The organism is Treponema primitia ZAS-1, from assembly GCF_000297095.1.
In the GTDB taxonomy this organism is placed as follows: Bacteria; Spirochaetota; Spirochaetia; order Treponematales; family Breznakiellaceae; genus Termitinema; species Termitinema primitia_A.
On the sequence record NZ_AEEA01000181.1, the window covers coordinates 52,227 to 77,536 of the forward strand.

26 protein-coding genes are annotated in these 25,310 nt (G+C 51.8%); 11 read left to right on the forward strand and 15 right to left on the reverse strand.

Going from position 1 to position 25,310, the window contains the following annotated elements; genetic code table 11:
* Nucleotides 1-26: 26 nt before the first annotated feature.
* The 4 genes from TPRIMZ1_RS0117595 to TPRIMZ1_RS0117610 form a co-directional block, all read right to left on the reverse strand.
* A complete protein-coding gene (locus tag TPRIMZ1_RS0117595) occupies nt 27-278 on the reverse strand; it encodes a hypothetical protein (RefSeq protein WP_010263797.1) in 252 nt (83 codons plus the stop codon).
* Nucleotides 279-284: 6 nt separating this feature from the next.
* On the reverse strand, nt 285-1,868 hold the full coding sequence (locus TPRIMZ1_RS0117600) for an FHIPEP family type III secretion protein (RefSeq protein WP_010263799.1): 1,584 nt from the start codon (nt 1,866-1,868) through the stop codon (nt 285-287).
* 148 nt (nt 1,869-2,016) lie between these two features.
* The gene (locus TPRIMZ1_RS0117605) at nt 2,017-2,553 is read right to left on the reverse strand and encodes a nitroreductase family protein (protein WP_010263801.1); all 537 of its coding nucleotides are present in this window, start codon (nt 2,551-2,553) and stop codon (nt 2,017-2,019) included.
* A 68-nt stretch (nt 2,554-2,621) separates the two neighbouring features.
* Nucleotides 2,622-3,047, reverse strand: a complete 426-nt coding sequence (locus tag TPRIMZ1_RS0117610) for a MarR family winged helix-turn-helix transcriptional regulator (protein WP_232616871.1) — start codon at nt 3,045-3,047, stop codon at nt 2,622-2,624.
* A 126-nt stretch (nt 3,048-3,173) separates the two neighbouring features.
* On the opposite strand from TPRIMZ1_RS0117610, the gene TPRIMZ1_RS0117615 reads away from it, so the two are divergent.
* From TPRIMZ1_RS0117615 to TPRIMZ1_RS0117665, 10 genes are all read left to right on the forward strand, one after another.
* Nucleotides 3,174-3,584, forward strand: a complete 411-nt coding sequence (locus TPRIMZ1_RS0117615; RefSeq protein ID WP_010263803.1) for a Zn-finger domain-containing protein — start codon at nt 3,174-3,176, stop codon at nt 3,582-3,584.
* A gap of 9 nt (nt 3,585-3,593) precedes the next feature.
* Nucleotides 3,594-4,421 carry a DUF5685 family protein gene (locus TPRIMZ1_RS0117620; RefSeq protein ID WP_010263806.1) on the forward strand — a complete coding sequence of 276 codons (828 nt, stop codon included), beginning with the start codon at nt 3,594-3,596 and terminating at the stop codon, nt 4,419-4,421.
* A 4-nt stretch (nt 4,422-4,425) separates the two neighbouring features.
* The gene (locus tag TPRIMZ1_RS0117625) at nt 4,426-5,124 is read left to right on the forward strand and encodes a J domain-containing protein (protein ID WP_010263808.1); all 699 of its coding nucleotides are present in this window, start codon (nt 4,426-4,428) and stop codon (nt 5,122-5,124) included.
* A 22-nt stretch (nt 5,125-5,146) separates the two neighbouring features.
* On the forward strand, nt 5,147-6,877 hold the full coding sequence (gene dnaK / locus TPRIMZ1_RS0117630) for a molecular chaperone DnaK (protein ID WP_010263809.1): 1,731 nt from the start codon (nt 5,147-5,149) through the stop codon (nt 6,875-6,877).
* Nucleotides 6,878-7,071: 194 nt separating this feature from the next.
* Entirely contained in the window at nt 7,072-7,818 is a 747-nt protein-coding gene (locus tag TPRIMZ1_RS19915) for a putative ABC transporter permease (RefSeq protein ID WP_269775823.1), read from the forward strand.
* 80 nt (nt 7,819-7,898) lie between these two features.
* On the forward strand, nt 7,899-8,429 hold the full coding sequence (locus tag TPRIMZ1_RS0117645; RefSeq protein ID WP_010263816.1) for a glutathione peroxidase: 531 nt from the start codon (nt 7,899-7,901) through the stop codon (nt 8,427-8,429).
* Between the two features lie 161 nt (nt 8,430-8,590).
* The gene (locus TPRIMZ1_RS20775; RefSeq protein WP_010263818.1) at nt 8,591-8,788 is read left to right on the forward strand and encodes a hypothetical protein; all 198 of its coding nucleotides are present in this window, start codon (nt 8,591-8,593) and stop codon (nt 8,786-8,788) included.
* Nucleotides 8,778-9,194, forward strand: coding sequence for a PIN domain-containing protein (locus TPRIMZ1_RS0117655; RefSeq protein ID WP_010263820.1), 417 nt, complete (start codon nt 8,778-8,780; stop codon nt 9,192-9,194). Before TPRIMZ1_RS20775 ends, TPRIMZ1_RS0117655 begins: the two co-directional genes overlap by 11 nt.
* Before the next feature lie 46 nt (nt 9,195-9,240).
* Nucleotides 9,241-10,152, forward strand: a complete 912-nt coding sequence (locus TPRIMZ1_RS0117660) for a phosphate acyltransferase (protein ID WP_010263823.1) — start codon at nt 9,241-9,243, stop codon at nt 10,150-10,152.
* 132 nt (nt 10,153-10,284) lie between these two features.
* A complete protein-coding gene (locus tag TPRIMZ1_RS0117665; RefSeq protein ID WP_010263825.1) occupies nt 10,285-11,628 on the forward strand; it encodes a sodium-dependent transporter in 1,344 nt (447 codons plus the stop codon).
* 25 nt (nt 11,629-11,653) lie between these two features.
* On the opposite strand, the gene TPRIMZ1_RS0117670 is transcribed toward TPRIMZ1_RS0117665, so the two are convergent.
* Nucleotides 11,654-12,847, reverse strand: coding sequence for a trans-sulfuration enzyme family protein (locus TPRIMZ1_RS0117670; RefSeq protein ID WP_010263826.1), 1,194 nt, complete (start codon nt 12,845-12,847; stop codon nt 11,654-11,656).
* Nucleotides 12,848-12,957: 110 nt separating this feature from the next.
* Between TPRIMZ1_RS0117670 and TPRIMZ1_RS0117675 the strand changes: the two genes are divergently transcribed.
* Nucleotides 12,958-14,016, forward strand: a complete 1,059-nt coding sequence (locus TPRIMZ1_RS0117675; protein WP_010263828.1) for a PTS transporter subunit IIC — start codon at nt 12,958-12,960, stop codon at nt 14,014-14,016.
* A gap of 36 nt (nt 14,017-14,052) precedes the next feature.
* On the opposite strand, the gene TPRIMZ1_RS0117680 is transcribed toward TPRIMZ1_RS0117675, so the two are convergent.
* The 10 genes from TPRIMZ1_RS0117680 to TPRIMZ1_RS0117725 form a co-directional block, all read right to left on the reverse strand.
* The gene (locus tag TPRIMZ1_RS0117680; protein ID WP_010263830.1) at nt 14,053-15,354 is read right to left on the reverse strand and encodes an ATP-binding protein; all 1,302 of its coding nucleotides are present in this window, start codon (nt 15,352-15,354) and stop codon (nt 14,053-14,055) included.
* A 99-nt stretch (nt 15,355-15,453) separates the two neighbouring features.
* Nucleotides 15,454-16,236 (reverse strand): NYN domain-containing protein, encoded by a 783-nt coding sequence (locus TPRIMZ1_RS0117685; protein ID WP_010263832.1) that lies wholly within the window; start codon nt 16,234-16,236, stop codon nt 15,454-15,456.
* 45 nt (nt 16,237-16,281) lie between these two features.
* Complete coding sequence (locus tag TPRIMZ1_RS0117690) at nt 16,282-18,465, reverse strand: helicase-associated domain-containing protein (RefSeq protein WP_010263834.1); 2,184 nt, start codon at nt 18,463-18,465, stop codon at nt 16,282-16,284.
* Nucleotides 18,458-20,197: a DNA repair helicase XPB gene (locus tag TPRIMZ1_RS0117695; protein ID WP_010263835.1), complete on the reverse strand. Its 1,740-nt coding sequence runs from the start codon at nt 20,195-20,197 to the stop codon at nt 18,458-18,460. Before TPRIMZ1_RS0117695 ends, TPRIMZ1_RS0117690 begins: the two co-directional genes overlap by 8 nt.
* Before the next feature lie 69 nt (nt 20,198-20,266).
* Nucleotides 20,267-20,707 carry a cupin domain-containing protein gene (locus tag TPRIMZ1_RS19500; RefSeq protein ID WP_010263838.1) on the reverse strand — a complete coding sequence of 147 codons (441 nt, stop codon included), beginning with the start codon at nt 20,705-20,707 and terminating at the stop codon, nt 20,267-20,269.
* A gap of 2 nt (nt 20,708-20,709) precedes the next feature.
* Nucleotides 20,710-21,405: a cysteine hydrolase family protein gene (locus TPRIMZ1_RS0117705; protein ID WP_010263839.1), complete on the reverse strand. Its 696-nt coding sequence runs from the start codon at nt 21,403-21,405 to the stop codon at nt 20,710-20,712.
* Between the two features lie 10 nt (nt 21,406-21,415).
* A complete protein-coding gene (locus tag TPRIMZ1_RS0117710; RefSeq protein WP_010263841.1) occupies nt 21,416-22,114 on the reverse strand; it encodes a cysteine hydrolase family protein in 699 nt (232 codons plus the stop codon).
* Nucleotides 22,101-23,228, reverse strand: a complete 1,128-nt coding sequence (locus tag TPRIMZ1_RS0117715) for a BMP family ABC transporter substrate-binding protein (protein ID WP_010263842.1) — start codon at nt 23,226-23,228, stop codon at nt 22,101-22,103. Before TPRIMZ1_RS0117715 ends, TPRIMZ1_RS0117710 begins: the two co-directional genes overlap by 14 nt.
* Before the next feature lie 53 nt (nt 23,229-23,281).
* On the reverse strand, nt 23,282-24,190 hold the full coding sequence (locus TPRIMZ1_RS0117720) for an ABC transporter permease (RefSeq protein WP_010263845.1): 909 nt from the start codon (nt 24,188-24,190) through the stop codon (nt 23,282-23,284).
* Nucleotides 24,187-25,212, reverse strand: a complete 1,026-nt coding sequence (locus TPRIMZ1_RS0117725; RefSeq protein WP_100217123.1) for an ABC transporter permease — start codon at nt 25,210-25,212, stop codon at nt 24,187-24,189. Before TPRIMZ1_RS0117725 ends, TPRIMZ1_RS0117720 begins: the two co-directional genes overlap by 4 nt.
* Between the last annotated feature and the right edge of the window lie 98 nt (nt 25,213-25,310).

Consider the following 25,310-nt stretch of genomic DNA (forward strand, 5'->3'; position numbering starts at 1 on the left):
TTCTTTGCCAATACAGGTTGTTTATTTTATTTGTCAATGTTTTGATCAATTATTTCTTTTGTCATGATTTCCCATTCTTTCTTGAATTGCTCTGTTTTTTTTATTAACTGTTTATCGCTTAAAATTAATTTTATAAAATCGGTTAATGCATAAGTAAATTCTTTAGAGCCATCTCCGCCATATATATGCAGCCATTCATGTAATACAAGTCCTACGGCGTGAGCAAAAGGCATGGTAAAAATTTCAGTTGATAAAAATATATTTATTGGTATATTCATAAACGCTCATTTTAGAGTCTCGTCATTGTCCGCCGTCTCTCCTTCAAGTTTCACTTCCCCCACTACTTCCACGGTGATATCAGAAACAATCTCCGGTACCGAAAGTACCGCCAGATCCGGCAACTCCCGTTCCGTTGAGGACTTAACCAGAAACCGGGCTGCTTCTGAACAAAGGATCAGCGGATGCCAGCCTTGATCTAGTACGGCAGCCACCGACCGGGAAAGCGCCTTGATCCAGACAGTTCTGGTGGGCGAGTCCATGGCGGACATGATCCCCGAAGAGGTTTCCACGGTACTGTCCAGAATCTTCTGTTCCAAGCTCTGGCTTAGAGTGAGTACCCGGAGGACCCTATCATCGGTGGCGTACTGCAAGCATATCTGTCGGCTAAGGGCTTGCCGGACCTTTTCGTTGAGGAACTGCATATCTTTGGCTGCCTTGGTGGCCGCCGGGCCGTAATCCACCAGCGCCTCCAGAATAGCTACCATATTGCAAATAGAAACCTGTTCCCGGAGCAGAGCCTGGAGGACCTTATAGATTTGTCCCAGAGTAAGAATCTTCTGTACCTCCCCCACCACTGCGGGGTAATCTTTCCCGAGAGTATCCAGGATTGACTGCGTCTTCTGGCGATCCAAGATCTCCGGAGCATGGCGCTTGATGATGTTCGTTAAATGGGTAGCGATAATTGAGGGAGGATCCACCACGGTATAACCCGCCCGTTCCGCCTCGTCCCGCTTATCCTCGTTTATCCAGAGGGCCGGGAGACCGTAGGCTGGCTCGCGGGTTTTTTCACCGTCTAACTCTTCCTTTACCCCTCCGGGGTTAATACAGAGGTAATGCCCCATACGTATCTTGCCCCGGCCCACGTCCACACCCTGGATCTTAAAACAGTACTCCGAAGGTTCCAGCCGTATATTGTCGATGACCCGTATCCGGGGAATAACCAGCCCCAGGTCCAGCCCGGATTCCCGGCGGATCCGGTGGACCCGTTCCAGAAGTTCCGCCCCCTTCTCCCGGTCCACCAGGGGGATGAGTCCGTACCCAAGTTCCAAGGACAAGGGATCCAGGGGTACAACGGGGGACATTTCCGCCTCCTCGGGGTTGGGACTCTTTGTCTCTGCGGGCTGTTTCCAGCAAAACCGGATCGCCAGAATGCACAACCGGACGGCCAGTGAGAATCGAAAAGAAACATCCTCCCAAAAAACGCCGTTGAAAACTAACCGGATTACAATAATGCCAACGGCGGTGGAAACCAGTAACGCCGAAAACGCAGAGAAAACCCGGAGCATGTGACCACCAAACCCCGCACCTTGGATCAGGATGAGCCGGGTGCAAGACACATTCAAGGCCAAACTGAATACGGATATCACCAAAAGGAAGGGGGGAACGATGTTGAAATTTGTAACTTTCTTGGTATAAAGGACAGTCAGGAATATGAGCAGAGCTAAAACTAGGTTAATGGCCATGAAGATGTCCAGAAGCGGCGTGGGAAGCGGGATGACGATCATCACCACCACCGTCACCACTGCCATAAAAAATTCCCTGCGCTTACCAAACAGATTCTTAGTTAGAAAATTCCAGATATCGGACATTATTCAACCCACTCTCTTTTATACTCTATAATGTACAAATACGGTTAAAATATTCAAAACTATGGCAAGTATAGAATAGTTAATCTGTCATATAATGATAGAGGAAAAATTTTCTATTTCAACTGCTGCTATAAGAAAAATACGGCGCTTATTGAATATAACCAACGGTTACCGAAAAAGCCGGGGCCTGGGAAAACTTGTCTTCCCCCGCATAGCCAACCAGTACTCCACAGAGAGGGGAAAACCCTTCCGGTAGTCCGGCTTTTTTGGCCAGCGGAGGATTATCCTTAAACGCCACGGCGGCGGACCCAACATAGCAGGAAGCGAGATCCAAAGCGGTGGCGGCCACAGTGATATTCGCGGCGGCGCAGGCTGCATTTACTCCGCTATAGGGAGATTCCGGGCCGGAAATCAGAAACAGGGCAGGAGCGCCGTAAAGGGCATGATACCCTTCCAGATCGGCCCGTTGTTTGGCAAAACCTCCCATGGCTCTCATGTTGGCCAGGGCTTTTTCATCAATTTCTTTCAACAGCTCAGGGCTTGTAATTACTGAAATATGAAAATTACCGAATTTCGGCGCTCTGGTCCCGGCTTTCGCCAGGGTTTCCAGTTTATCCTGTTCAACCTTTTTTTCAGTGTAGCCCCGAACACTTTTTCTGGTTTCAATCGCTTTTAATGCATCCATAATTTTTCACTCCCGGTAAATAATATAACAACCATCAAGATTGCTTGCCGCCATGACTTGCCGCGCCCCTACGTTTCCGGCTTTATTTTTTCTATTATATCCATAAAGCGGCCGGAAAGTTTTATGAATTGTTTTGTTTCCCGTTCGCCAAACTGATCGACAACCTGCGATAGTAACGCCATGGCCTTTTGCTCCTGCTCCTCAACCACAAGGCTGCCTTTTTCGGTAAGCGAAAGCAGCTGTTTCCTCCGGTTAGCCTTGTTTATATCCCGTATGATAAAGCCCTTTTGTTCCATCACTCCCAGCATCTGGGAAACCGCAGCCCGGCTGATACAGAGTAAATCAGGAATCGTTACTTCACCGTCTTCAAAGGTATGGTTTTTAATACCCGCCAATACGACAAGTTCCGCCATGGAGACATTCTCTCCGGAGCCGGGATGGAAAACCCGAAAAGTCATCTCCAGCTGCTTGAACCTGAAAACTGAATGAATCATCCGGTTTATAAGATCCCCTTCCATTCCTACCCCAAAATAGCGCAAATTCATTTGACATTTTCATGTATTGTCAATATATTAACAATAAAGTAATTGACAATTAAGGGCAAGGGGTGTAACCGGATTATGAGGAAGCTGCCCGGACAGGACAAGTTAGAACGCTTTATGCGGGGACGCTATGGTCATGATGAACTTAACCGCGTTTTTTCGGCCTTGGCCCTGGCGCTCTGCTTTGTTTCCGTTATTATTCGGTGGCCCCCGCTGTCATCATTGTCCATGGCCCTGGTCATTATCTGCGTCTTTCGCTCCTTTTCAAAAAATACCGGGGCGCGGGTTAGGGAGGCAAATTACTATTTCAGCCTGAAATCCAAGTTGATTCGCTTTTTCGGCGGCGCCGCAGAAAACGTACGGCAGCGCATGACCCACCGGATTTTTACCTGCCCCTCCTGCGGCCGGCGCTGCAAGGTCCCTAAGGGCAAGGGCCGTGTCAAGATCACCTGTAGGCACTGCGGCACTCAGTTTATAAAAAAGGCCTAGGGGGGAACGGTGTTCGGAACTGTAAGGGCAAATCGAAAAGCGCTTTCCCCGGAAGAACGAAAACGGTATGACGGGGCATACTGCGGTCTTTGCCGTGAATTAGGCGCCAAGGCCGGCGCTTTAGGCCGTTCCTGCCTGAGTTATGACATGACCTTTTTATCCATGCTTCTCTCATCGCTGTATAATCTCGACGAACAACAGGAAAACTGTGTTTGCAGAGTTCGCCCGATATCTCACCCCTTCATTGCCAATGAAGCCCTATCGTATTGCGCCGATATGAATATAACCCTGGCCTATTACCAAGCTCTGGACGACTGGAAGGATGACAGGAAAAAAAGTGCAAAACAAAAAAGCGAAGCCTTGGCAAAACACCTTCCTGAAATAGCCGAAAAATGGCCCCGGCAATGCCGGGTAATTAAAGAAAAACTGAAAAGCTTAAGCGAGATGGAAAAAGCCAATGAACTTAACCCTGACCTTCCCATGAATTGTTTTGGGGAACTTTTGGGGGAACTATTTATGTGGCGTGAACAAGGACCTGATGTTCGTGATCACGCCCCAGCGCTTAAAGCCATGGGCGCCGCCCTGGGGCGGTTTATCTATCTTTTGGATGCCTGTAATGATCTTAAGCGGGATATCAAAAAGCAGCGTTATAACCCCCTGGTGGTCCAGAGAAGGGAGGAGTTTACTCCCCTTTTAACCATGATGATGGCCGAATGTACCGCGGCCTTTGATAAACTTCCGATAAACCGGGACAGTGGTATCCTGCGGAATGTACTCTATTCCGGAGTCTGGCAAAGTTACCGGCATCCTTCCGGTAAGAAAAAGGCGGAGGCCTAATAGGATGGAAGACCCCTATAGCATATTGGGGATCAGTCCCGGCGTCTCCGACGAGGAGCTGACCCAAGCATACCGGAGGCTGGCAAAAAAATATCATCCCGATATAAATCCCGGCAACAAAAATGCGGAATTAAAGATGCGGGAAATAAACGCCGCCTATGAACAGATCAAAAAGCAGAAATCGGGGGGCGTGAATTATGAGCAGACCGATGGCAGTTATGGTAAGCAATCGCAAAACCAGAGTGGAGGATACCGGGGAGAAAATCCCGGGGACCAAGGCCCCTTTAGCGGCGGTTTTAATTTTTGGTTTGGTGATTTTGGTGATTTTTTCGGTGAAGACCGGGAGCAGGGAACTCCTGAAATAAACCAGGCCCGTGCCCTTGTTGAAGGCGGGCGTTATCGTGATGCCCTGCTGGTGTTATCAAGATTACCCAACCATACCGGGGAATGGTTCTTTTACAGCGCCCTTGCCAATGCAGGAACGGGCAACAGGGTAACTGCCATCTCCCATGCCCGCGAAGCGGTACGGATTGAACCGGGTAATATGCAATACCGGTCTTTGCTGAATCAATTTGAACGCAACAGTTTTGCATATCGAGAGGCCGGGGAAGGCAGGGGCTTTAGTATGCGGAATTTGGGGAGCTCTATTTTCAGAATTATACTGGCGCAACTTTTCTGTTTGTTTTGCTGCCGGCCATGCTAAGGAAATTACGGAGGTTAATGATATGGGTAGAATAATCGGTATAGATCTTGGAACGACCAATTCATGCATAGCCGTACTGGACGGTGGAAAGCCTGAGATCATTTCCAATGCGGAAGGGGGGAGGACAACTCCATCGGTGGTGGCCATTACCCAAAGCGGAGAACGCCTGGTAGGACAGAGCGCAGTACGCCAGGAACTTACCAATAGTGAACGGACCGTCCGGTCCATAAAACGGGAAATGGGTACTTCCCATAAGGTGCAAATGGGGGAAAAAACATTTTCCCCGCCTGAAATTTCCGCCATGATTCTTGCAAAACTGAAACGGGATGCCGAAGCTTTTCTTGGTGAAACCGTATCAGAGGCGGTTATTACCGTCCCGGCTTATTTTACCGATTCCCAGCGGCAGGCTACCAAAGACGCGGGGGCAATTGCAGGACTTACGGTGCGCCGCATCATCAATGAACCAACCGCGGCGGCCCTGGCCTACGGCGCTGATAAAGAAGAAAACCAGAAGGTACTGGTTTTTGATCTGGGGGGCGGCACCTTTGATGTTTCTATCCTCGATATAAAAGACGGTGTCATAGAAGTCTGCGCCACCGCCGGGAACAACCGCCTGGGGGGAGATGATTTTGACGCCCGCATAACGGAATACCTTGCCGAAGAATTCAAAAAAGAAACCGGCTTTGATGTGAAAAAACAGCTCGTGGCCATGCTGCGGATAAAAGAAGCGGCGGAACAGGCTAAGAAAGAACTGTCCGCTTCCGAACAAACCGAAATAAATCTGCCCTATCTTTGTGAAGCGAAGGGATCACCCCTGCACTTAAAAGCCGCCCTTACACGCTCGCAGTTTAATAAACTGACTTCCCATCTGGTGGATGCCACGGAAGCTCCGGTCAGACAGGCCATGGAGGATGCGCATATTACCAAAGATCAGATAGGAAAGGTGCTCCTGGTGGGCGGCTCAACCAGGATTCCTGCGGTACAGGATGCGATACAGCGTATCACCGGAAAGCCCGGCTTTAAGGGTATCAATCCCGATGAATGTGTAGCGGTCGGCGCAGCTTTGCAGGCAGGTGTACTCATCGGGGAAGTAACCGGCTTGCTTCTGCTTGATGTTACGCCCCTGTCCCTGGGCATTGAAACCGTGGGGGGGATGTGTACCCATGTGATAGAGCGTAACACCACGATTCCTATTTCAAAAAGCCAGATTTTTACTACCGCCGCTCCATTCCAGTCTTCGGTTGAAATAAACATTTTACAGGGGGAACGCCCCCGGTCAAGCCAGAATAAAACCCTGGGCAAATTTCGCCTCAAGGGTATACAGCGGGCCATGGCCGGGGTTCCCCAAATAGAAGTTACCTTTACCATCGATTCCAACGGTATCGTGAATGTAAGCGCAAGGGATTTAAAAACCGGCAAAGCCCAGGAGATTACTATAGAAGCATCTTCCAACTTGAGCGAAGCTGAGCTGCAGTCCGCCATACATGACGCGGAACAGTATGCCGCTGAGGACGCCCAATTCCGTAAAGATCAGGATGCCCAGGGAAAGCTGCAAACGGTGATAGCGCGGGCGGAAGGAATGGAACAGGATGCTGCAAAAAATAAGGACAAGGAGCTGTTCAAGAAATACCGGGAAGCTTTCAAGGAGCCGCTAAAAAATGCAAAAAAGGCGCTTAACGGCAAAGACGCCGGGGCCGTGAACACCGCTATTGCTGAACTGGAAGCGCTTATCGCATCCCTTGAAAACGGGTAAGCTTATCGTATAGATTATACATTACGGAGGTATGGTATGACATCGTACGAGACAATCTTTATCAGACGGTCGGCAAAAAAATACGATATGACACCCCTTGACAATCAGGTTTTAGAGAATATCAAACAGTATGTTGCTTAGAAATAGAGATTGCCTATGACAGTTGAAAAGAGAGGTAATTAATTATGTATTCTATGATCCCCCAAAAATTACTTACTTACTTTTTATACTTTGGCATCATGTCTTTTGCCGGTTGGATTATTGAGGTGCTATATCGGTCTTCGAAGGAAAAGCGCTTTGTAAACGCTGGGTTTCTTTCCGGTCCCTTTGTACCGATTTATGGCTTTGGCGCCGTAATTATTACCGCCATTCATGTAGAAGCGCAGTCGCTGCCGTCCACCGCCGCGTGGGTTATTACCCTTCTTTCACCCACCATACTTGAATACTTTGGCGGATGGTTAATGGAAACACTATTCGGCATGAAATTATGGGACTATCACGAAAGGCGCTTTAATCTCTCGGGCCGTATATGCCTGCGATTCTCGATTTACTGGGCTTTTTTCGCAGCCCTGCTGGTTTTGTTTATACAGCCCCTGGTGTTTACCCGGATCATGGTTCTGGGACCCTATCTTTCCCATTTTGTTGCCGGAGGGCTTCTGGCTTACTTCATTGTGGACATCGATCATTCGGTAAAATCAATATTTAACTTCAAAACCTTCCAGAAGGATATTGCCGCCTTGATTGAAAAGGGAAAAGAGTTTCATTCAGCCTTTGGTTTTTCAGGCGATATGGATGATAAAAAACTGAAACTGCCGATGGAAGTGCGCCGTATACTAAAACCGCTTAATGCTTTCCCCAGCCTCAGGAGAAATTTCAAAGGAAAACTGCCGGCCTTCCCTGATTGGATACGGAACCATCTTGAAAAACGATTCTGGAAATAATTGTTTCCAACCAAATAACGCTTGGCTATATTTTAGAAAAGTGATAGATTTAGAGGAGACTAACATGAAGGAGTCAAAGTATGAATTTATATGATTTTACCGTAGCGGACCGCGAAGGAAAACCGGTTTCTCTTGCCGCCTATAAGGGGAAAGTGCTTTTGATTGTGAATACCGCCACCAAATGCGGGCTGACACCGCAATATGCGAGTCTGCAAAAACTGTACGAAACATACCACGACCGGGGATTTGAAATTTTGGACTTTCCCTGTAACCAATTCGGCGGACAAGCTCCGGGCAGCGCAGAGGAGATTGGCGAATTTTGTACAATCAATTTTCACACTACCTTTCCGCAGTTTGCCAAGATTGATGTAAATGGTGATAAAGCCGCGCCTCTTTTTGTGTATCTCAAAGAGCAGATTGAGGAAACCGAAGATGAGGAGGCAGCGGCTCTCAAAGAACGGCTCAAGGGGTACTCTTCTTTCACCGGCGTCAAGGACATCAAATGGAATTTTTCCAAATTTCTTGTCAACCGTGACGGTCTGGTGACCGCATGGTTTTTCCCAACGTTTAATCCCGAAAAATTGTCTTCCGCAATTGAGCGCTTACTCTAAAAGTTACTATTCGATCCGGAGTATTAAACCAGCCCTTGGCTTAACCCGTGTTGAATATAGATATCAGCAGCGCCTGTTCCATGAATACACAAGCCATACCCCTTGACCGTTTAAAAAATAAGTAATATAATAAACTATGTATATTTTAGGAGAGAAAATAGATGTTTGAAACAATAGCATTGGACACAAAAACTATGATAATACGGTCTGATAATGAAACAGATTTAACTGAAATCATTGGTTTCATCAATAAAAAAGATAAAACTAATAACATAAAATCCTTTCTTGAATTTGCCGCAAAAAATAGAGTCGTGAACAAGGGATATAAATTTAATCGAGATGATTGCTATGACAGATAGAATATTTGTAGATAGTAATGTATGGGTCTATTTCTTTGTGCAGGATGAATATAATAAATATAAAATCGCCGGGGAATATTTTTCAAAGAATGCAAATAATTCTGTATTCATTATAACATATCAGGTAATTAATGAAACAACAAATCAACTTATAAAGAATAAGATTTCAGAAAAAACCATTAAAGAAAATATTGAATATATGTACAAAATATGTACAATTCAAGATTTTTCAAAAAATATAATATTATCAGCCTCTAAATTAAGAGAATTATATTCATTTTCTTTTTGGGATAGTATTATTGCGGCAAGTGCAATAGAATCAAATAGTAATATTCTTGCAAGTGAAGACATGCAAGACGGACTAAAAATAAATAATACGACCATTAAAAATATTTTCAAAATATAATATGAAAAGTGAAATAAAGTACGCCATTATAAAGAGGCAATAAATCGTGATCAAATCAACCCAGGAAATAATTGATCGGGCAATAAAAAGCGCTGCCGGAGGAAAAGAAAAGATCCTGGTCATTGCTGCCGCCCATGATGAGAATGTTTTACAAGCCGCAGCGGCAGCTGCCCATCAGGGAATAGTAAAACCGGTTTTGGTGGGTAATGCGGAAAAAATCGCTGATATACTGGAAGAAATTGGTGAAAAAAGTACCGATTATTGGATTGAACATGCGGCGGACAACACAAACGCTGCCGCAAAGGCGGTTTCTCTGGTACGATCGGGAAGGGCCGATTTTTTAATGAAGGGACTGCTCAGTACCGCCGAGTTGATGCGGGCGGTAATTGATAGGGAAACAGGGCTGCGGACAGGAAAGGTAATAAGCCATGTCATGTTATACGAGACCGCCGCATACCCAAAGATTTTGGCGGTAACCGATGGGGGTATGAATACCTATCCGGATTTGGAAAAAAAGATCGCCATTGTAACTAACGCAGCTGAAATGTTTAAGGTCCTTGGTTATGATCGGATAGTAGCAGCCTGTGTTTGCGGCGCCGAATCGGTGGATCCGAAAATTCAATCTACCGTAGACGCCCAAGCCCTTAGCCGTATGACCAGCCAATGGGATACGTACAATCTTAAGGTACTGGGACCAGTGGGCCTGGACCTTGCAATCAGTGAAAACGCCTGCCGGCATAAGGGGTACGATGATCCCGATGGCGGTAACGCAGATATTCTTTTGATGCCAAATTATGAAGTGGGCAATGGGATAGGAAAGGCTCTTACCTATTTTGCGGGGGCACGGTCGGCGGGGATCATTTTAGGAGCGAAGGTTCCTATCGTACTGGTATCCCGGTCGGATGAAGCGGAAACAAAACTAAGTTCCATAGCCTTAGGCTGCTTACTGTCTGGTTGACCTATTCAGCAGGCTTTGGAACTTGGCAAAAATTGGCTGCCTAAGTTTTTTGTTGATTTTTGCCAACTAGTGTTGTATGATATGGGTCATGTCTTTCAAGTATCCCTGATGTTTCCAGTAAGGAGAATTGGTATGGCCCAAACCGGTAGTCTTGCACATCATGCCAAGTTTAGTTCGCGGTGGGGATTTATTCTCGCTTCTGTGGGCTCCGCGGTCGGTATGGCCAATGTGTGGGGCTTCCCCTATAAAATAGGAGCAAACGGCGGCGGAGCCTTCATCATTGCGTATCTTATATTTGTGGTTATTTTCAGCAGCACCGGGCTTGCGGCGGAATACGGCATTGGCCGCCGCTCCAAAACCGGTACGGTGGGCTCCTATCATGCGGCGTGGATATCCGGGGGAACTAGGGCCAAAGAAAAAATCGGCCGCTTCGTGGGATGGCTTCCTCTGGCAGGATCCATGTGTATCGCCATCGGCTATGCGGTAATTATCACCTATGTGCTTAAAGCCTTTGTCCATTCGGTGTCCGGCGCACTGATGACGGTGGATACTGCGCAGTGGTTTGAATCCTTTTCGCTCACCAATTATTCGGTGGTTCCCCTCCATATCATTGTGGTGGTGGGAACCCTCTTGACCCTGCTCCTGGGCGCATCCAGTATTGAAAAGACCAACAAGGTGATGATGCCCCTGTTCTTCCTTGTCTTTGTGGTTCTGGCAATCCGGGTAGCTTTTCTGCCCGGCGCAGCGGCGGGGTATAAATTCATGATTATCCCCGTGTGGTCCCAGTTCAAAAACCCCATGCTGTGGGTGTGGGCCATGGGTCAGGCGTTCTTCTCCCTGTCCATGACCGGCAGCGGGATGATCGTCTACGGCGCGTATCTGGATGATAAGGAGGATCTTGTCTCAGCGGCCAGATGGACCGCCGTATTCGATACCCTCGCAGCATTTGTGGCGGCCCTGGTCATCATTCCTGCGTGTTTTGCCTACAAAATTGATGTGGGCGGCGGCCCCGGGCTCCTCTTTGTAACCCTGCCGAGGATTTTGCAGGACATCCCCTTTGGGCAGTTCTTCGCTATTATTCTTTATGGAGCCATGATCTTTGCCGGGGTAAGCTCCCTGCAAAATATGTTTGAAGCGGTGGGCGAATCTTTGCTCAAGCATATTCCCGCACTGACCCGCAAGTTCATGCTGTTTATTCTCTGCGCAGTCTGTCTTGGGGTTGGGATCAATATGGAACCCATATTCCGGTGGGGTCCCTGGATGGACATAGTATCAATTTATATCATTCCCATCGGCGCAACGCTGGGAGCGGTCTCCTGGTTCTGGATCATGAAGAAGGACGATCTGATGGAAGAAATTAACAAAGGCGCCCTGAAGGCACATGGAAACTACTGGTATCTCCTGGGAAAGTTTGTCTATGTGCCCCTGGCGGCGATTCTCTGTGCCGTTGCCTTATTTAAGCAGATATCTTTCTAGGATATTTTAAGAAAAACTATGGTACCTATACAAGCCCCGTTTTCCGCAGCGCCCGTTCCAGGTCTCCGATGATATCCTCCGCGTCCTCGATACCCACACTGAAACGGAAAAATCCGTCGTGGAACTCCGGGGGGTAGAGATACTGCCGTTCATCCTTTTCACCAAGGAAGACGATGAGGCTTTCATCATGACCCAGGGAAACCGCTGAGGTGATGACCCGGAGATGGCTGACAAAGCGGTTGTGGGTGTCGTGGTCCGCCTTAAGGCCAAAGGAAAGTACCCCGCCATAGCCCGGGGACATTTGGGCAGCCGCAATAGCGTGGCCGCGGTGGCTCTTGAGCCCCGGGTAGGCGACAAAGCGGACGCAGGGAAGGCTCTCGAGGTACTCCGCGACCTTCTGGGCGTTCTCGTTGTGCTGGCGCATCCGCAGGGGCAGGGTTACGGAACCCCGCATGATGAGCCAGGCGTTGAAGGGGCTGATTACCCCGCCAAGGTTTACCTGGGCTTGGGCTCGGATGATGTCCAGGTGTTCCTTTTTACCAATGATGGCGCCCCCCATGGAATCTCCGTGGCCGTTGATGTACTTGGTCAGGCTTTCCACGGCGAAATCCGCCCCCAGTTCCAGGGGCCGTTGGTTGTAGGGTGAGGCGAAGGTATTGTCCACCGAAAGGAGGGCGCCGTTTTTATGGGCAATAGCCGCTATAGCCCGGATATCCGAGACCGTGATGGTGGGGTTGCCCGGGGTCTCAATGTGGACAAGCCGGGTATTGGGCCGTACCGCCTTCCGCACCGCTTCCAGGTCCGAGGTATCCACGATGGTGGTCTCCACGTTGAACTTATTATTGAAGATTTCGTTCAAAAGCCGGTACACCGCGATATAGGTAACGCTGGAAAAGACCACATGGTCCCCGGATTTGAGGAGCGAAAAGAAGAGCCCCGACAGGGCGGCTACCCCGCTGCCCAGGACCACACAGTCTTCGCCTCCGGAAAGTGCGGCTATCTTTTCCTGAAGGTACTGCTGGTTGCTTCCCCCATTCCGTGTGTAGAGGTTCTTATCGGAACCGCTCCAGTTCAGGTCCGATGGATCGTAGGGCAGTTCGTAGCTGTTCGTCATGACGATGGGCCGCTTAATGGCCCCGGTCCCGGTGTCTACATCGTTCCCGGTATGTACCGCCCGGGTATGGAAACCAAATTCTTTGCCATAGGTCCGCTTACTCATTTTTCACTTCCTATTATTCCCATTGAATTTATATACATTATTTTTGTCTTTTCCGGGGTTTCCGTCAAGAGATACCTGTCTTTTTTTCTCCGATACGGTATGCTCTACCCATGAAACTTATCGAATTCCTAAAAAAGAAGGACATTGTATTTTCCGCAAAACGGTACGGTATTGATGCGCTGGGAGCCATGGCCCAGGGACTTTTCGCGTCCCTTCTCATCGGAACCATCATCGGAACCATAGGGGAGCAGTTCAAGATACCGATCCTGCTCACCATAGCCGCTTATGCACGGGCCGCTACGGGTCCGGCCATGGCGGTGGCTATCGGAGTGGCGCTGAAATGTCCCATGCTGGTCCTGTTCTCCCTTATTGCCGTGGGCGGTGCCGCCAATAACCTGGGCGGGGCAGGCGGTCCCCTGGCGGTTTATTTTATCGCGGTAATTTCCGCCGAATTCGGGAAGCTGGTTTCCAAGGAAACTAAGATCGATATCATCGTTACCCCGGCAGTAACCATCGCCGTGGGGGTCCTGCTGTCCCTGGGCTGCGCTCCGGCCATAGGCGCCGCGGCCAGCGCCATGGGGAATGCCGTCATGTGGGCCACGGAACTCCATCCCTTCTTTATGGGCATCCTGGTTTCGGTTATCGTAGGGATGATCCTCACCCTGCCCATCAGCAGCGCCGCTATCTGCGCCGCCCTGAACCTTACAGGCTTAGCCGGCGGCGCCGCAGTTGCCGGCTGCTGCGCCCAGATGGTGGGCTTTGCGGTGATGAGCTTTAAGGAAAACAAGTGGGGCGGACTTTTTGCCCAGGGAATCGGCACCTCCATGCTTCAGATGGGGAACATAGTCCGGAACCCCCGGATATGGATACCCCCCACCATCGCTTCGGCCATAACCGGCCCCATCGCCACCTGCATTTTCGCCCTCCGCATGGACGGGCCGGCGGTGGCGTCGGGCATGGGCACCTGCGGCCTCGTGGGGCAGATAGGGCTCTATACGGGCTGGATCAGCGATATTGCAGCGGGTACAAAGACTGCCATTACCGCCTTTGACTGGACAGGGTTAGTGTTGATATGCTTCATCCTGCCGGCAATACTGACCTCCGTTATCGCCATACCCCTGCGGAAGAAGGGGTGGATCAAGGGGAATGATTTGACACTGGATTTGTAGGCGAACTTAACAAATAAGATAAGCTCTATTTCCGCTTCAGGAAAGCTTTAAGCAAAAGATGCCGTAGAGGGGAATGCTTTTTATCCCTCCCTCAAACCCGAAGTTCCGGGTCGATACCCGTATGGCGTAGGGCGGCTTGTAGAGCTCAACAAACCGGGTTAGACTTTTGGACCGGACATTTCGGGCAGATTTTACCTCCAGGGGAATGATATTGCCCTGCCTATCCTGAAACACAAAATCTACTTCCGCCATGCCTTTTGATTCCCAGTAATAAGGGGTTATGTTATTTACCCTCAGGGCCTGACAAATAAAATTCTCCGTGAGGGCGCCCTTAAAAATATCGAATCGGGGATGACCGCTTAAAACCAGGGATGGTGCGATCTCAAATTTTGAACAGAGCAATCCCGTATCTACCATGTACAGTTTGAAGAAGCCGTTTTCCGCATATGCCGAAAGAGGCGCCAGCCCGGACCGGACCTTCTCGCAGAGGTTGACCATCCCCGCCGTCTTGAGCCACTGCAGGGGCAGCTCATACTCCTGGGCGCGCCCTCCATGTTTGATAAGTTTGTACTGGAACTTGTGATTCTCCTTGGCAAGCTGGGCGGGAACGCTGGCCCAGGCTGCCAAAATTCGGTTTGTCTCATGGGAGGAAGCGTATTTAGCCATATCGGCGATATACGAATCGTTCAAAGTTTTTTGCGCGGCCTGCACAAAGTTAAAGTCCTGGGTTTGGATGTATTCCATCACCGCCCGGGGCATCCCGCCGCTTATCAAATAGGTCCGATACAGATCCAGCCCCCGATCATGAAGGGGAAAGGGGCTAAAATCCTCAAAATGCTCCCTTATAAGACCCGCCAAGGCTTCATTCCCGGCGGCCCAAAGGAATTCCTCGAAGTCCAGAGGGTAGAGGGTGAGCATATCCACCTTACCCACAGGAAAGGAATATTTTTCGCGATTAAGCGCCACCCCAAGGAGGCTCCCGGCAGCAATAATATGGTATTCCGGGGCATTTTCGCAGAAATATTTCAGGCTCGTTAAGGCCCGCTCGCATACCTGGATTTCATCAAAAACAATAAGGGTATCTTCAGCCAGGATTGACTGCCCTGCTGCGGCGGCCAGTTCACGCAATATCCGCTTGGGCTGAAGGTCCCGCTCAAAGACAGCCTGTATGTCCCGGGAATCCTCCAAATCAAAGTAGACCGTATTCTTATAATAGACCGCACCAAAGTTGAGGATGCTATACGTTTTACCTACCTGACGCGCCCCATAGACGATTAGGGGCTTCCGCACCCGGCTTTGCTTCCATTCTAAAAATTTAGCAGTTATGTTCCGTTTCATGATATCACCACATACTAATTATATGGCAAAAGTGTAGTTTGTCAACACCTTTTCAAATATAAAAGTGTTATAGAAATACACTTTTTCGAAGCTACAGTCCTATTTCCCCTTTCGTTTCCACCTGATATACACCTGCCGTCCGGTGCCGTTCTCCTGGGGCCGTTCCTCGGTCTCGAACTGGGGAACCGCCCGGAAGAGGTCCGCCAGTTTCTTGAAGCCGTAGTTCCGGGGGTCGAACTCGCTGGACCGGAGGGTGATCTTCTGCCCTACCCCGCCCAGATAGGCCCAGCCGGATTCATCGGCCAGATCGTCCACCGTATCGTGGAGGAGTTTGAGGAGTTTGCGGTCCACCTTGAAGTCCCGCTTGGGCCGGGCAGCCGGGCGGGCGTCGTCTTCGTCGGCCTCCTCCTGGTTATCCCGCAGTATTTCTGTGTAGATAAATTTGTCGCAGACCGAAACAAAGGCCCGGGGTGTTTTCTTTTCCCCAAAGCCGTAGACCGTGCGGCCGCTTTCCCGGAGCCTTGCAGCAAGGCGGGTAAAGTCTGAGTCGCTGGAGACAATGCAGAAGCCGTCCAGTTTGTCGCTGTAGAGGAGGTCCATGGCGTCGATGATCATGGCGCTGTCCGTAGCGTTTTTGCCGGTGGTGTAGGAAAACTGTTGTATGGGCTGGATGGCGTGCTCCAGCAGCCGGTCCTTCCAGGAGCGGAGGTTTGTGCTGGTCCAGTCGCCGTAGATCCGTTTGACGCTGGCCACACCGTACTTGGCCACCTCGTCCAGGAGGCCTTCGATGATGGCGGGCTGGGTATTATCGGCGTCGATGAGGACCGCCAATTTTGACTGGTTTGCTTCTATCTGATTAGCTGAAAATGGTAATAGGGGCATTGTTTACTCCTTAGAATTTCAATTGGAAGCCCCGCAAAGCGGGACTCATTCTCCAAAAATTGATTGTTTAATCCGCCGGAGGAGACTGATCTTTCCCAAGGGGAGGCGGATCGTGTCGCCGGGCGGTACGGGTTTGAGGACCAACAGGCTCTCTCCCCCGGATTTTTCCATGGCCTCGGGTATACCGATGACCCGGTTCACTTCCCCATCCGGATTGGACCACATAATTTCTATGAGCTGCTTCGAGGTAATGGCCTGTTTCGCGATGGATGTTTTTCCCACGTAGTCAAGACCCCGGGCTTCCAGTTTTTCATACCGTACCGAGACACCTACCAACTGGGATTCATTAAGTATGAGCCGCCGCTCTATCCGGGCGGAAAGCTCGTCCCGTTCGCCCTTGGTAAGGGACAGCTTTTCCAGGGCCGAACGGAAGCGTCCCTTAGCCTGTTCCGCCTTTTCCGTATCAAGAAACAGTGTTTCTACTTCGCTGCAAAATGCGGGTTTATCCTGAAACCCGTCAGAATGGAACCGGGATTCAGGCTGGGACGGATAGGGGGAATACCTATCTCCGGGTAAGGTATCGACAAGCTGGGGCGGCTGGGCGATGATATCTATCCCCGCCTTATGAAGGGCCTGGATAGCATCGGTCTTTTCGGATGCCGAAAGGAGGTAGACCCCCGGCATAAGAGTCCGGCTTATCAGAGAAGAAACAGGCTCCGCTTCGGCCAGGTACCGGCGGTCCTCCGACAGGGTAAGGACTATCCCCTGGTGGAGAGAAACCCCGGAATACCGGGATTCCCAGTCCTTCACGGTCCAGCGGAGGTTCTGATCCACCTGGTTTCCCGATAGGCGATCCAAGAGGGTAACCATGGCCTCGGCATTCATGCCCCGGTCAAAGCCCCGGACTACCGATTCCCGGGTAATCTCAAACCGCACCGCCGTACCGGTTTCCCGGACAAGGCTGAAGGAGGCAAGAGCCAGGGCATCGGAAAAGGGGATCTCCGGATAGAGTATACAGGAAAAGGCCGTATCCATGGCAATTACCGCAACTTGCGACGAAGTTTCCGGCGCTACTTGCAACGCAGTTTCCCGCGCTACTTGCAACGCAGTTTCCCGCGCTACTTGCAACGCAGTTTCCCGCGCAGTCGGGGGATACCGGAAATATCCATCCCGTGAATCGGTCCCCAGAAGGCCTACGGTCTTGAACGCTTCCAGCATCGAATCGAACAGATCGTCACTGTTCCCCCGGCCCTTGGTTTCCACCCCCCAGGGTATCTGCTCAATGCCGCTCCGTTCCAGAATATCCGCAATCCGTTTGAGGGTTGACCGGGGATAACGCTGCGCCATCTTCAGGGCATCCATAAAGGTGTGGATAAACCTGGTGAGCGCCGAAAGGCGGCCCCGGTTAGCTTGCAAAGGGAACTTCGCTGCAAGCGGCCAGAGGGCAGGCTTGGGGATAGTTTTATCGATACAGATTCCTGCGGCACAGTATTCCTGCCGTTCATTGAAAGAAAGGGCCGTAAAGTAACGGATCTTCGATTCATCGGGGACAAGCCCTTCCCCTTGCTGCTGCAGAAGACCCAGGCACTGCAGACCCCCGATAAGGGACTCAAGATCCAAACCGGGGAAGAGAAGCCTTCCGTCATCCAGAATTTTTTTCCGTATCCCCCCTTCGGTCTTAAAGAAGTCCTGCTGGTCGGAAACAAACGCAAAGAGCGCCGCCAGGATACGATCGTCCAGGACGCCATAGCCGGGCGGGTTACTCAGCTCCGAAATTTCCAGGGGCTCCGACGGAAAGAGGGAGCTCTTATCGACAACGATTGGGCCAAGTACCGGTTCCAGCAGGGGGTTCAGGGCCAGATGGTAGACCCCCTTTTCCTGAAACCGGTAAAGGATAAGCCGCTCCTCCAGGTTGAGGAGTATGCTATGCAGCTCTGCGTAGCTAAACTCCCCGGCGAAAAAGGTTTCCAGTTCCCCCGGCGCCGGCTCTTCCAGGGTTGCGATGGCGGCGATAATCCTGGCGTCGGTTTCATCAATATATAAGGCGATGGCCTCCTGAATTTCCTTGCGGGATAAGAAGGCCTCCAAATCTTCCGCAAGCCGCTGTTTATTGAAGGGAGTTTTGATATTCCCAAAGACGCTGCGCATGAGCTCGAAGTAGGAACTGTCCGGGAGGATCAGCAGGGCAGATTTCCAGACATCCGGGGAACGAAAGGGGGAGTTATTCATGCTGCCCTGCCCCACTTTGTCCGGCGAGTATCTCATTCTCCGTCCAGTGCTGGATGGCGTATTTGTAGCCCTGCTCGGCAAGGAATTTCTGGCGGTTCGCGGCGAAATCCTCCTCTACGGTATACCGGGAAACCAGGGTATAGAAATAGGAGTTCCGTCCCTTAGGCCGCAGAATACGGCCCAGGCGCTGCGCTTCCTCCTGCCGGGAACCGAAGGAGCCCGAAACCTGGATAGCCATGGAGGCATCGGGAAGGTCGATGGCAAAATTCGCCACCTTGGACACCACGATAACCCGGAACTCACCCCGCTTGAAGGCGCCGTATACCTTTTCCCGTTCCGCATTGGGGGTTTTCCCGGTAATCAGGGGCACCTTGAGAAGCCGGGCCAGCCCTTCCAACTGGGTGATATACTGGCCTATCACCAGGATATGATCCTCCGGGTGGTTATCCATCAACTGGCGGACGATGCTTTCCTTGTAGGGGTTTTCGCTGGCCACCCGGTACTTTTCCCGGGGAGTTGCCACGGCATAGGGGATCTTCAGCTTCTCCGGCATGTCCAGGCGGATCTCCGTACAGAGGGCTTCCGCAATCCAACCCTTGCTTTCCAGATCCTTCCAGGGGACATCGTAGCGTTTGGGCCCCACCAGGCTGAACACCGCGTCCTCCGCCCCGTCTTCCCGGATCAGGGTGGCGGTAAGCCCCAGCCGACGCACCGCCTGAAGCTCCGCGGTTACCCGAAAGACCGGGGCCGGCAGTAAGTGAACTTCGTCGTAGATGATCAGCCCCCAGGGCCGTTCCCGGAAGAGCTTGAAGTGGGGAAACTCCGCTTCCTTATCGGGCCGCCAGGTGATGATCTGGTAGGTAGCTATGGTTACCGGCGCCACCCGCTTGGAGTCGCCGGTATATTCGGCGATCTCATCCGCCTCAAGGTCCGTTTTATCCAGGAGCTCATCTATCCACTGATGCACCGCCGCCACATTGGTGGTAAGTACCAGGGTATTTGTTTTAAGGAGGCTCATCAGGGCCATGCCTACCATGGTCTTCCCCGAACCGCAGGGAAGCACCACCACCCCGTAACCGCTCCCGGGACCGTTGTTTCCCAGCACCGACCGGGCCGCTTCGGACTGGTAGTCCCGCAGGGTAAAGGGTCTGCCGGAAGCGGCGGCGGAACGCAGGCTCAGCTCCAGAGCCTCCCCGGTGATCAGGGGCGCCATATCCTGTACGGGCCAGCCCATCCGGATAAGCTCCCGTTTAACACTGCCCCGGTCGGTCAGCTTCAGCCTGAACCCCTCAGGGCACTGGTGAAGCAGCTTGGTCAGGGGCTTTGCGGCCCCTATTTCCGCCAGGATAGCCGTATCATCCGCCACCAGGAGGAGTTCCTCCGGAAGGGGGCGAAGGGGATCCAATGGCGCTTTTCCATCCGCCGCTACCAGCCGGATCTTGCCGTACCGCGCCATGGTATCGGAAAAACCTTCGAGTATGCTTTGAGGAACAGGATAGCGGCTATAGGCATCCAGGGCGGCCGCCACATCGGCGGGGGTGAAGCCTGCGCTGGCGGCGTTCCAGAGGGATAGGGGGGTTATCCTGAAGGTATGTATATGTTCAGGGGACTTTTCCAGTTCCGCAAAGGGCATAACGGCGGCCCGGGCTTCCTCAGCCTTGGGGGCATGAACATCCAATAACAGGGTACGATCACTCTGTACAATCAGGGGATTCGCAGAATCAATTGACATATCTTATCAATTATATAGGACATAGGGCGGAGTGGGAAGGGGCGGGGGTTTCAAACAAACGCTGATAGATTAACCCTTGCCCGCCATTTTCATAAGCCGCTCCACTTCCCCGCCCTCCAGTATGGTCGTCTTGAACACCTCGTTCTTAACGCCGGCGCCGGCGGGCACAAAAAAGCTGATCTGTTCCGAAGGTTCATCGTGGATGTTAGTTACCGAATGGACCTGGCCGGCGCTGACAATAAAGGTGTCGTAGGCATGGTATTCCACCCAGCCTGTTTCGCAATAAAACTGCACCCTGCCTTTGGTGACACAGATAATCTCGCAGACATCATGGTAGTGGGGAAGAACCGCGCCGCCCTTTTCCAGTTTTTCATAGAGGATCATGCTGGCCCGTATGTCCGCATGATCCGCATCGGCGGGGTTCAAAAAAGTTTTCTGGTACAGTTCGGGATGGTTTGGGTTTTTAACCATCGCAAGATCATCCCATTGGTGGACTATGGTGGTACCCATGGCTAGCTCCTTTTTAGGTTTTCCAAAGCCCGGATCACCGAAGCGGAATCGGAGACGGCGCCAAAGACGCCGCCCTGCATGGTGACCATTTTAAGGGCCGCGGCGTGGTTACCCATGTCGGTGGCGCCGGTGCAGTCTTCCAGGATAACACACTCGTAGCCCCGGTCGTTGGCATCCCGCATGGTGGTGTGGACGCACACATCGGTGGTGATCCCCGTAAGAATGATGTTGTCGATATGCTTCATTTTAAGGATCATGTCCAGGTCGGTGGCGTAGAAGGAGCCCTTGCCGGGCTTGTCGATGATCGCCTCCCCCTCCAGGGGGTACAGATCGCTTATGATGTCCCAGCCCTCTTCGCCCCGGACAAGGATGCGGCCCTTGGGACCCATGCTGCCCAGTTCCGCGCCTATCTGAGCACTCCGCCACCGTTTATTTGCCGGCAGATCCGAAAGGTCGGGCCGGTGTCCTTCCCTGGTGTGGATGATCGTGAAACCCGGTATGCTCCGGGCTAGGGTCAGCAGTTTTTTGATGGGCTCAATGGCCCGGGCGGTATTGGAAAGATCGTAGCCCATCTTGTCCACGTAACCACCCTTACCGCAGAAATCGGTCTGCATGTCGATGATCATCAATGCGGTATTGCAGGCACGTAGATCGCCGTTATAGGGCCATGCATAGGGAATAGATTCAATAGTCGCCATACAATCTCCTTCAGATTTTTTCCAAAACCTCAATCACCGCATCCGAATCGGACACACAGCCAAACAAACCGTTGGACTGTTGAATGGATGAAAGGGCGGCCAAGTGGTTTTCGTACACCGTGGCGCCGGTGCAGTCGCTGAGGGTAACGCACTCAAAGCCCCGGTCGTTGGCATCCCGCAGGGTACTGTGAACACAGCAGTCTGTGGTTACCCCCGTAAGGATCAGGTTCACAATACCCCGGCAGCGGAGTATCACCTCCAGGTCGGTGGCGTAAAAGGCGCTCTTCCCCGGCTTGTCGATGATAAGCTCCCCCGCTTGGGGGCACAGTTCTTCTACAATGTCCCAACCTTCTTCACCCCGCACCAGGATGCGGCCCTTGGGACCCGCCTCGCCGATGGGGATACCGTGGAGGGCGCTCCGCCACCGTTTGTTTGCGGGCAGGTCCGAAAGGTCCGGCCGGTGCCCCTCCCGGGTGTGGATGATCATAAGCCCCGGTATTGCCCGGGCGGCGTCCAAAACCTTACGGATTGGCTTAATCGCCCGGGCGGTAAGGGACACATCGTAGCCCATGTGATCGATATAACCGCCGGGGGCCACAAAATCCGCCTGCATATCTATAACCAGGAGGGCGGTGTTTTCTCTTTTCAGGTTCCCGTCATAGGGCCATGGGTAGGGAACCGCCTTATCAATAAACTTAGTTGGCAACACTGCCGATTACGCCTTCGACCAGGTAGTCGCAGGTTTCCAGTTCGTCCACCGAAGGCCGCGCGCCCTTGGCAATAACCACCTTGCCGGTCTGGTCTTTTACCTCCCCCTCAAAAGCGAAGAGATCCCCGGCAATCATCTGCGCCTTGGCATTGTTTACCAGGACAACCACATCCGGGGGAACATTTTTACCAAAGGGCGCCAGATCCACCACCCCTTCCTTAAGGCCGCCCCGGAATTTACCATCGTACTTGCTGCCCGTGAATTTACCGTCCAGCGCTGTTTGGGCCATGTCAATAAAGGTGGGACCCCAGTTCCACATGGCTCCTGTTACCCAGCCTTCCGGGGCAAGTTCGGAAGCGTCCGCATGGTTACCCACCGCCTTTACCCCCCGGCGTTCGCAAATCTCGATTATTGTTTTGGTACTGTCCTGGTGCTGGGTCAGCACATCGGCGCCGCCGTCAATCAGGCTGTTGGCCGCATTGGTCTGCATAGCGGGATCGGCCCAACTGCCGGTAAAGACCACCGTGGTGGTAACCGCAGGGTTCACCGATTTGGCCCCCAGCTCAAAGGCGTTTATGTTGAGCAGTACCTGGGGGATGGGGAAGGAGGCGATAAAGCCAAGCTTGTTCGTTTTGGTAACCTTCCCCGCAGCCATTCCCGCCAGATAGAAGGGCTCCCAGATCGTTCCAAAATAGGTGCCCAGGTTATCGGAGGTTTTAAGCCCGCCCTGGTGGAAAAAGATAACATCCTTTCTGTTTTTAGCCACGTCCAGCGCCGGGTCCAGATGTCCGTAGGATGTGGGGAACTGAACCGTGGCTCCCACCTGTATCATTTGTTCAAGTACCCTGGATGCTTCGGAAGTTTCGGGAACATTTTCGGAGCGGTAGATCTTTACCCTGTCGCCAAAGGCCTGCTCCACCGCCACACTGCCCTGGTAGGCCGCTTGGTTGTAGCCGTAATCATCCCGGGCGCCCACAAAGATAAAACCTATGCCCACGGGTTTTGCCGAACCTGCGGCGTTCGCGCCGCTTTCCTGCTTTTTCCCCGAACAGGACGCCAGGGACAAGCCCGCCGCCATACATACTGCCATCCCCAGTAACAAAATTTTTTTCATGTCTTTACTCCTCTTTTTATTAACAGGGCAAACACATGCCCGGTTTATCACTTTCAGTTATTGATCACCCGCTTTAGTTCCTCGGGCATCACCTGCCGCTTTTGTTTCGACATGGCAAAGAGCGCCGCCAGGGTCAACACATAGGGCAGCATGAGCAGCAGAAAAGGTGAAATGTTGTAACCCTGCTGCTGCAGGATAAGCTGTAAGGCCTGGGCGCCGCCGAAAATGTACGCCCCGATATAGGCCTTAGCGGGGTTCCATGACGCAAGAATAACCAGGGCCACCGCGATAATACCCCGGCCATTGGTTATTCCCTCGATCCAGGTGTGGGTGTAGGCAATGGAAAGCTGGGCTCCCCCAATTCCCGCCAGAGCGCCCCCGGCCAGAACCCCCAGGTAGCGGAACAGCACAGGATTAACCCCGTAGGCAAAGACCACCTTTTCATCCTCCCCGGTTCCCCTAAATAGTATTCCGGTGCGAGTTTTAAAAATGAGGAACCATAAAAGGGGCCCCAGAATAAAAGAAATATAGGTGATAGGGTCCTGGGTAAAAATCGCCTGCCCGATAACCGGTATTTTTGAGAGCAGGGGGATGGCAAGCTCCCGGAAACCGTCCACATGGATGCTCGTATATTTTCTGCCAAAGAAAGCGGTAAGCCCCAGTCCCAGAAACATCAGGGTAAGCCCCGTGGCAATCTGGTTTGTCCTGCGGGTGATGACAAAGTAGGCGTGCGCCAGGGCGAGCAGGGCCCCCGCCAGCATACCTGCCCCCAGTCCCAGAACGGGGGAACCGGTTTCGGAAGTGACCATGTAGGCCGCAAAGGCCCCCAGGACCATGCTGCCCTCGATACCCATGTACAGAACCCCCACCCGTTCACAGAGGGTTTCGCCGTATACGCCGTAGAGAACCGAAGTACCGGACTGAATGGCCCCGGAGAGCAGCAGTGTTAATGCGCCAATCATTTTTTCCGCCCCTTCCAGAGTATGGCCAGCAATACCACGGACATGAGGATCCGTATTGATGATGAGGGAAGGCCGCTGGTTATTTCCAGAATGTTTCCGGACACCGAAAGGAAACCGATCACAAAAGCGGTGAGTATCGAGAGCAGGGGGTTGTTCCAGGCCATCCAGGCAGCCAGAAACCCCAGGTAACCGTAGTTAACCCCCGTGGTCTGCCTCAGCCGTTCTTCCACGGAGCCCATCTCCAGCATCCCCGCAAAGCCGCAAAGCCCCCCGCTGATTGCCATGGCGATAAGCTGGTTCTTTTTAACATTATATCCCGCGTGGAGCGCCGCCATGGGGTTCCCCCCTATGACGCGGATCTTAAAGCCCCACTTGGTCCTGCCCAGGATGAGCCAAACCAAAACCGCCGTAAGCAGGGCGATAAAAATAGTAATACTAACCTTGGAATTACCGAATTTGAATAACTGCAAATGATTCGGTATGGGGGGACTCATGGGCCAGTTAAAACTGGCGGGGTCCTTTAAAAGGCCGAACACAAAGTAACTCACCACCTGGACGGCGATATAATTCAGAATGAGGGTCGTAATGGTGCTGTTCATATTGGCGTGATTTTTAAGCAGCCCCGCGATACCGCTCCAGATCAGGCCCCCTAAAATACCCGCCAGAGCCATCAGGGGTATGCCCGCCACGGCCGGCAAGGAGGCGCCCAGGGAAACCCCCAGGGCGGTGGACGCCAAGGCGCCCATGGCAAACTGCCCTTCCCCGCCCACGTTGACGATCCCCGCCTTTGCGGAAACACAGGTTGCCACGGCGATGAAGATGAGGGGGGTGGTTTTGATAATCACCTCCCCCATACCGTAGCCGGTAAAGAGGGTCAGCCTGACCATGGAAGCATAGGTCCCCATGGCATCAACTCCCTGGGCCGCCAGGAACAGGCCAAAAAGCGCCACCGGGGAAATCAACACCAAAAACCAGACCCCCGCATTGCTCAAGGATCTAGCCGGAATTTTCCGCATCACCATAGAAAAACAACCTTTTCCGTATAATAAAACTTATTATGCATTTTTTGTGTATATTTATGCAATATGTATACACAGCATAGACATATTCGCCAGGAATA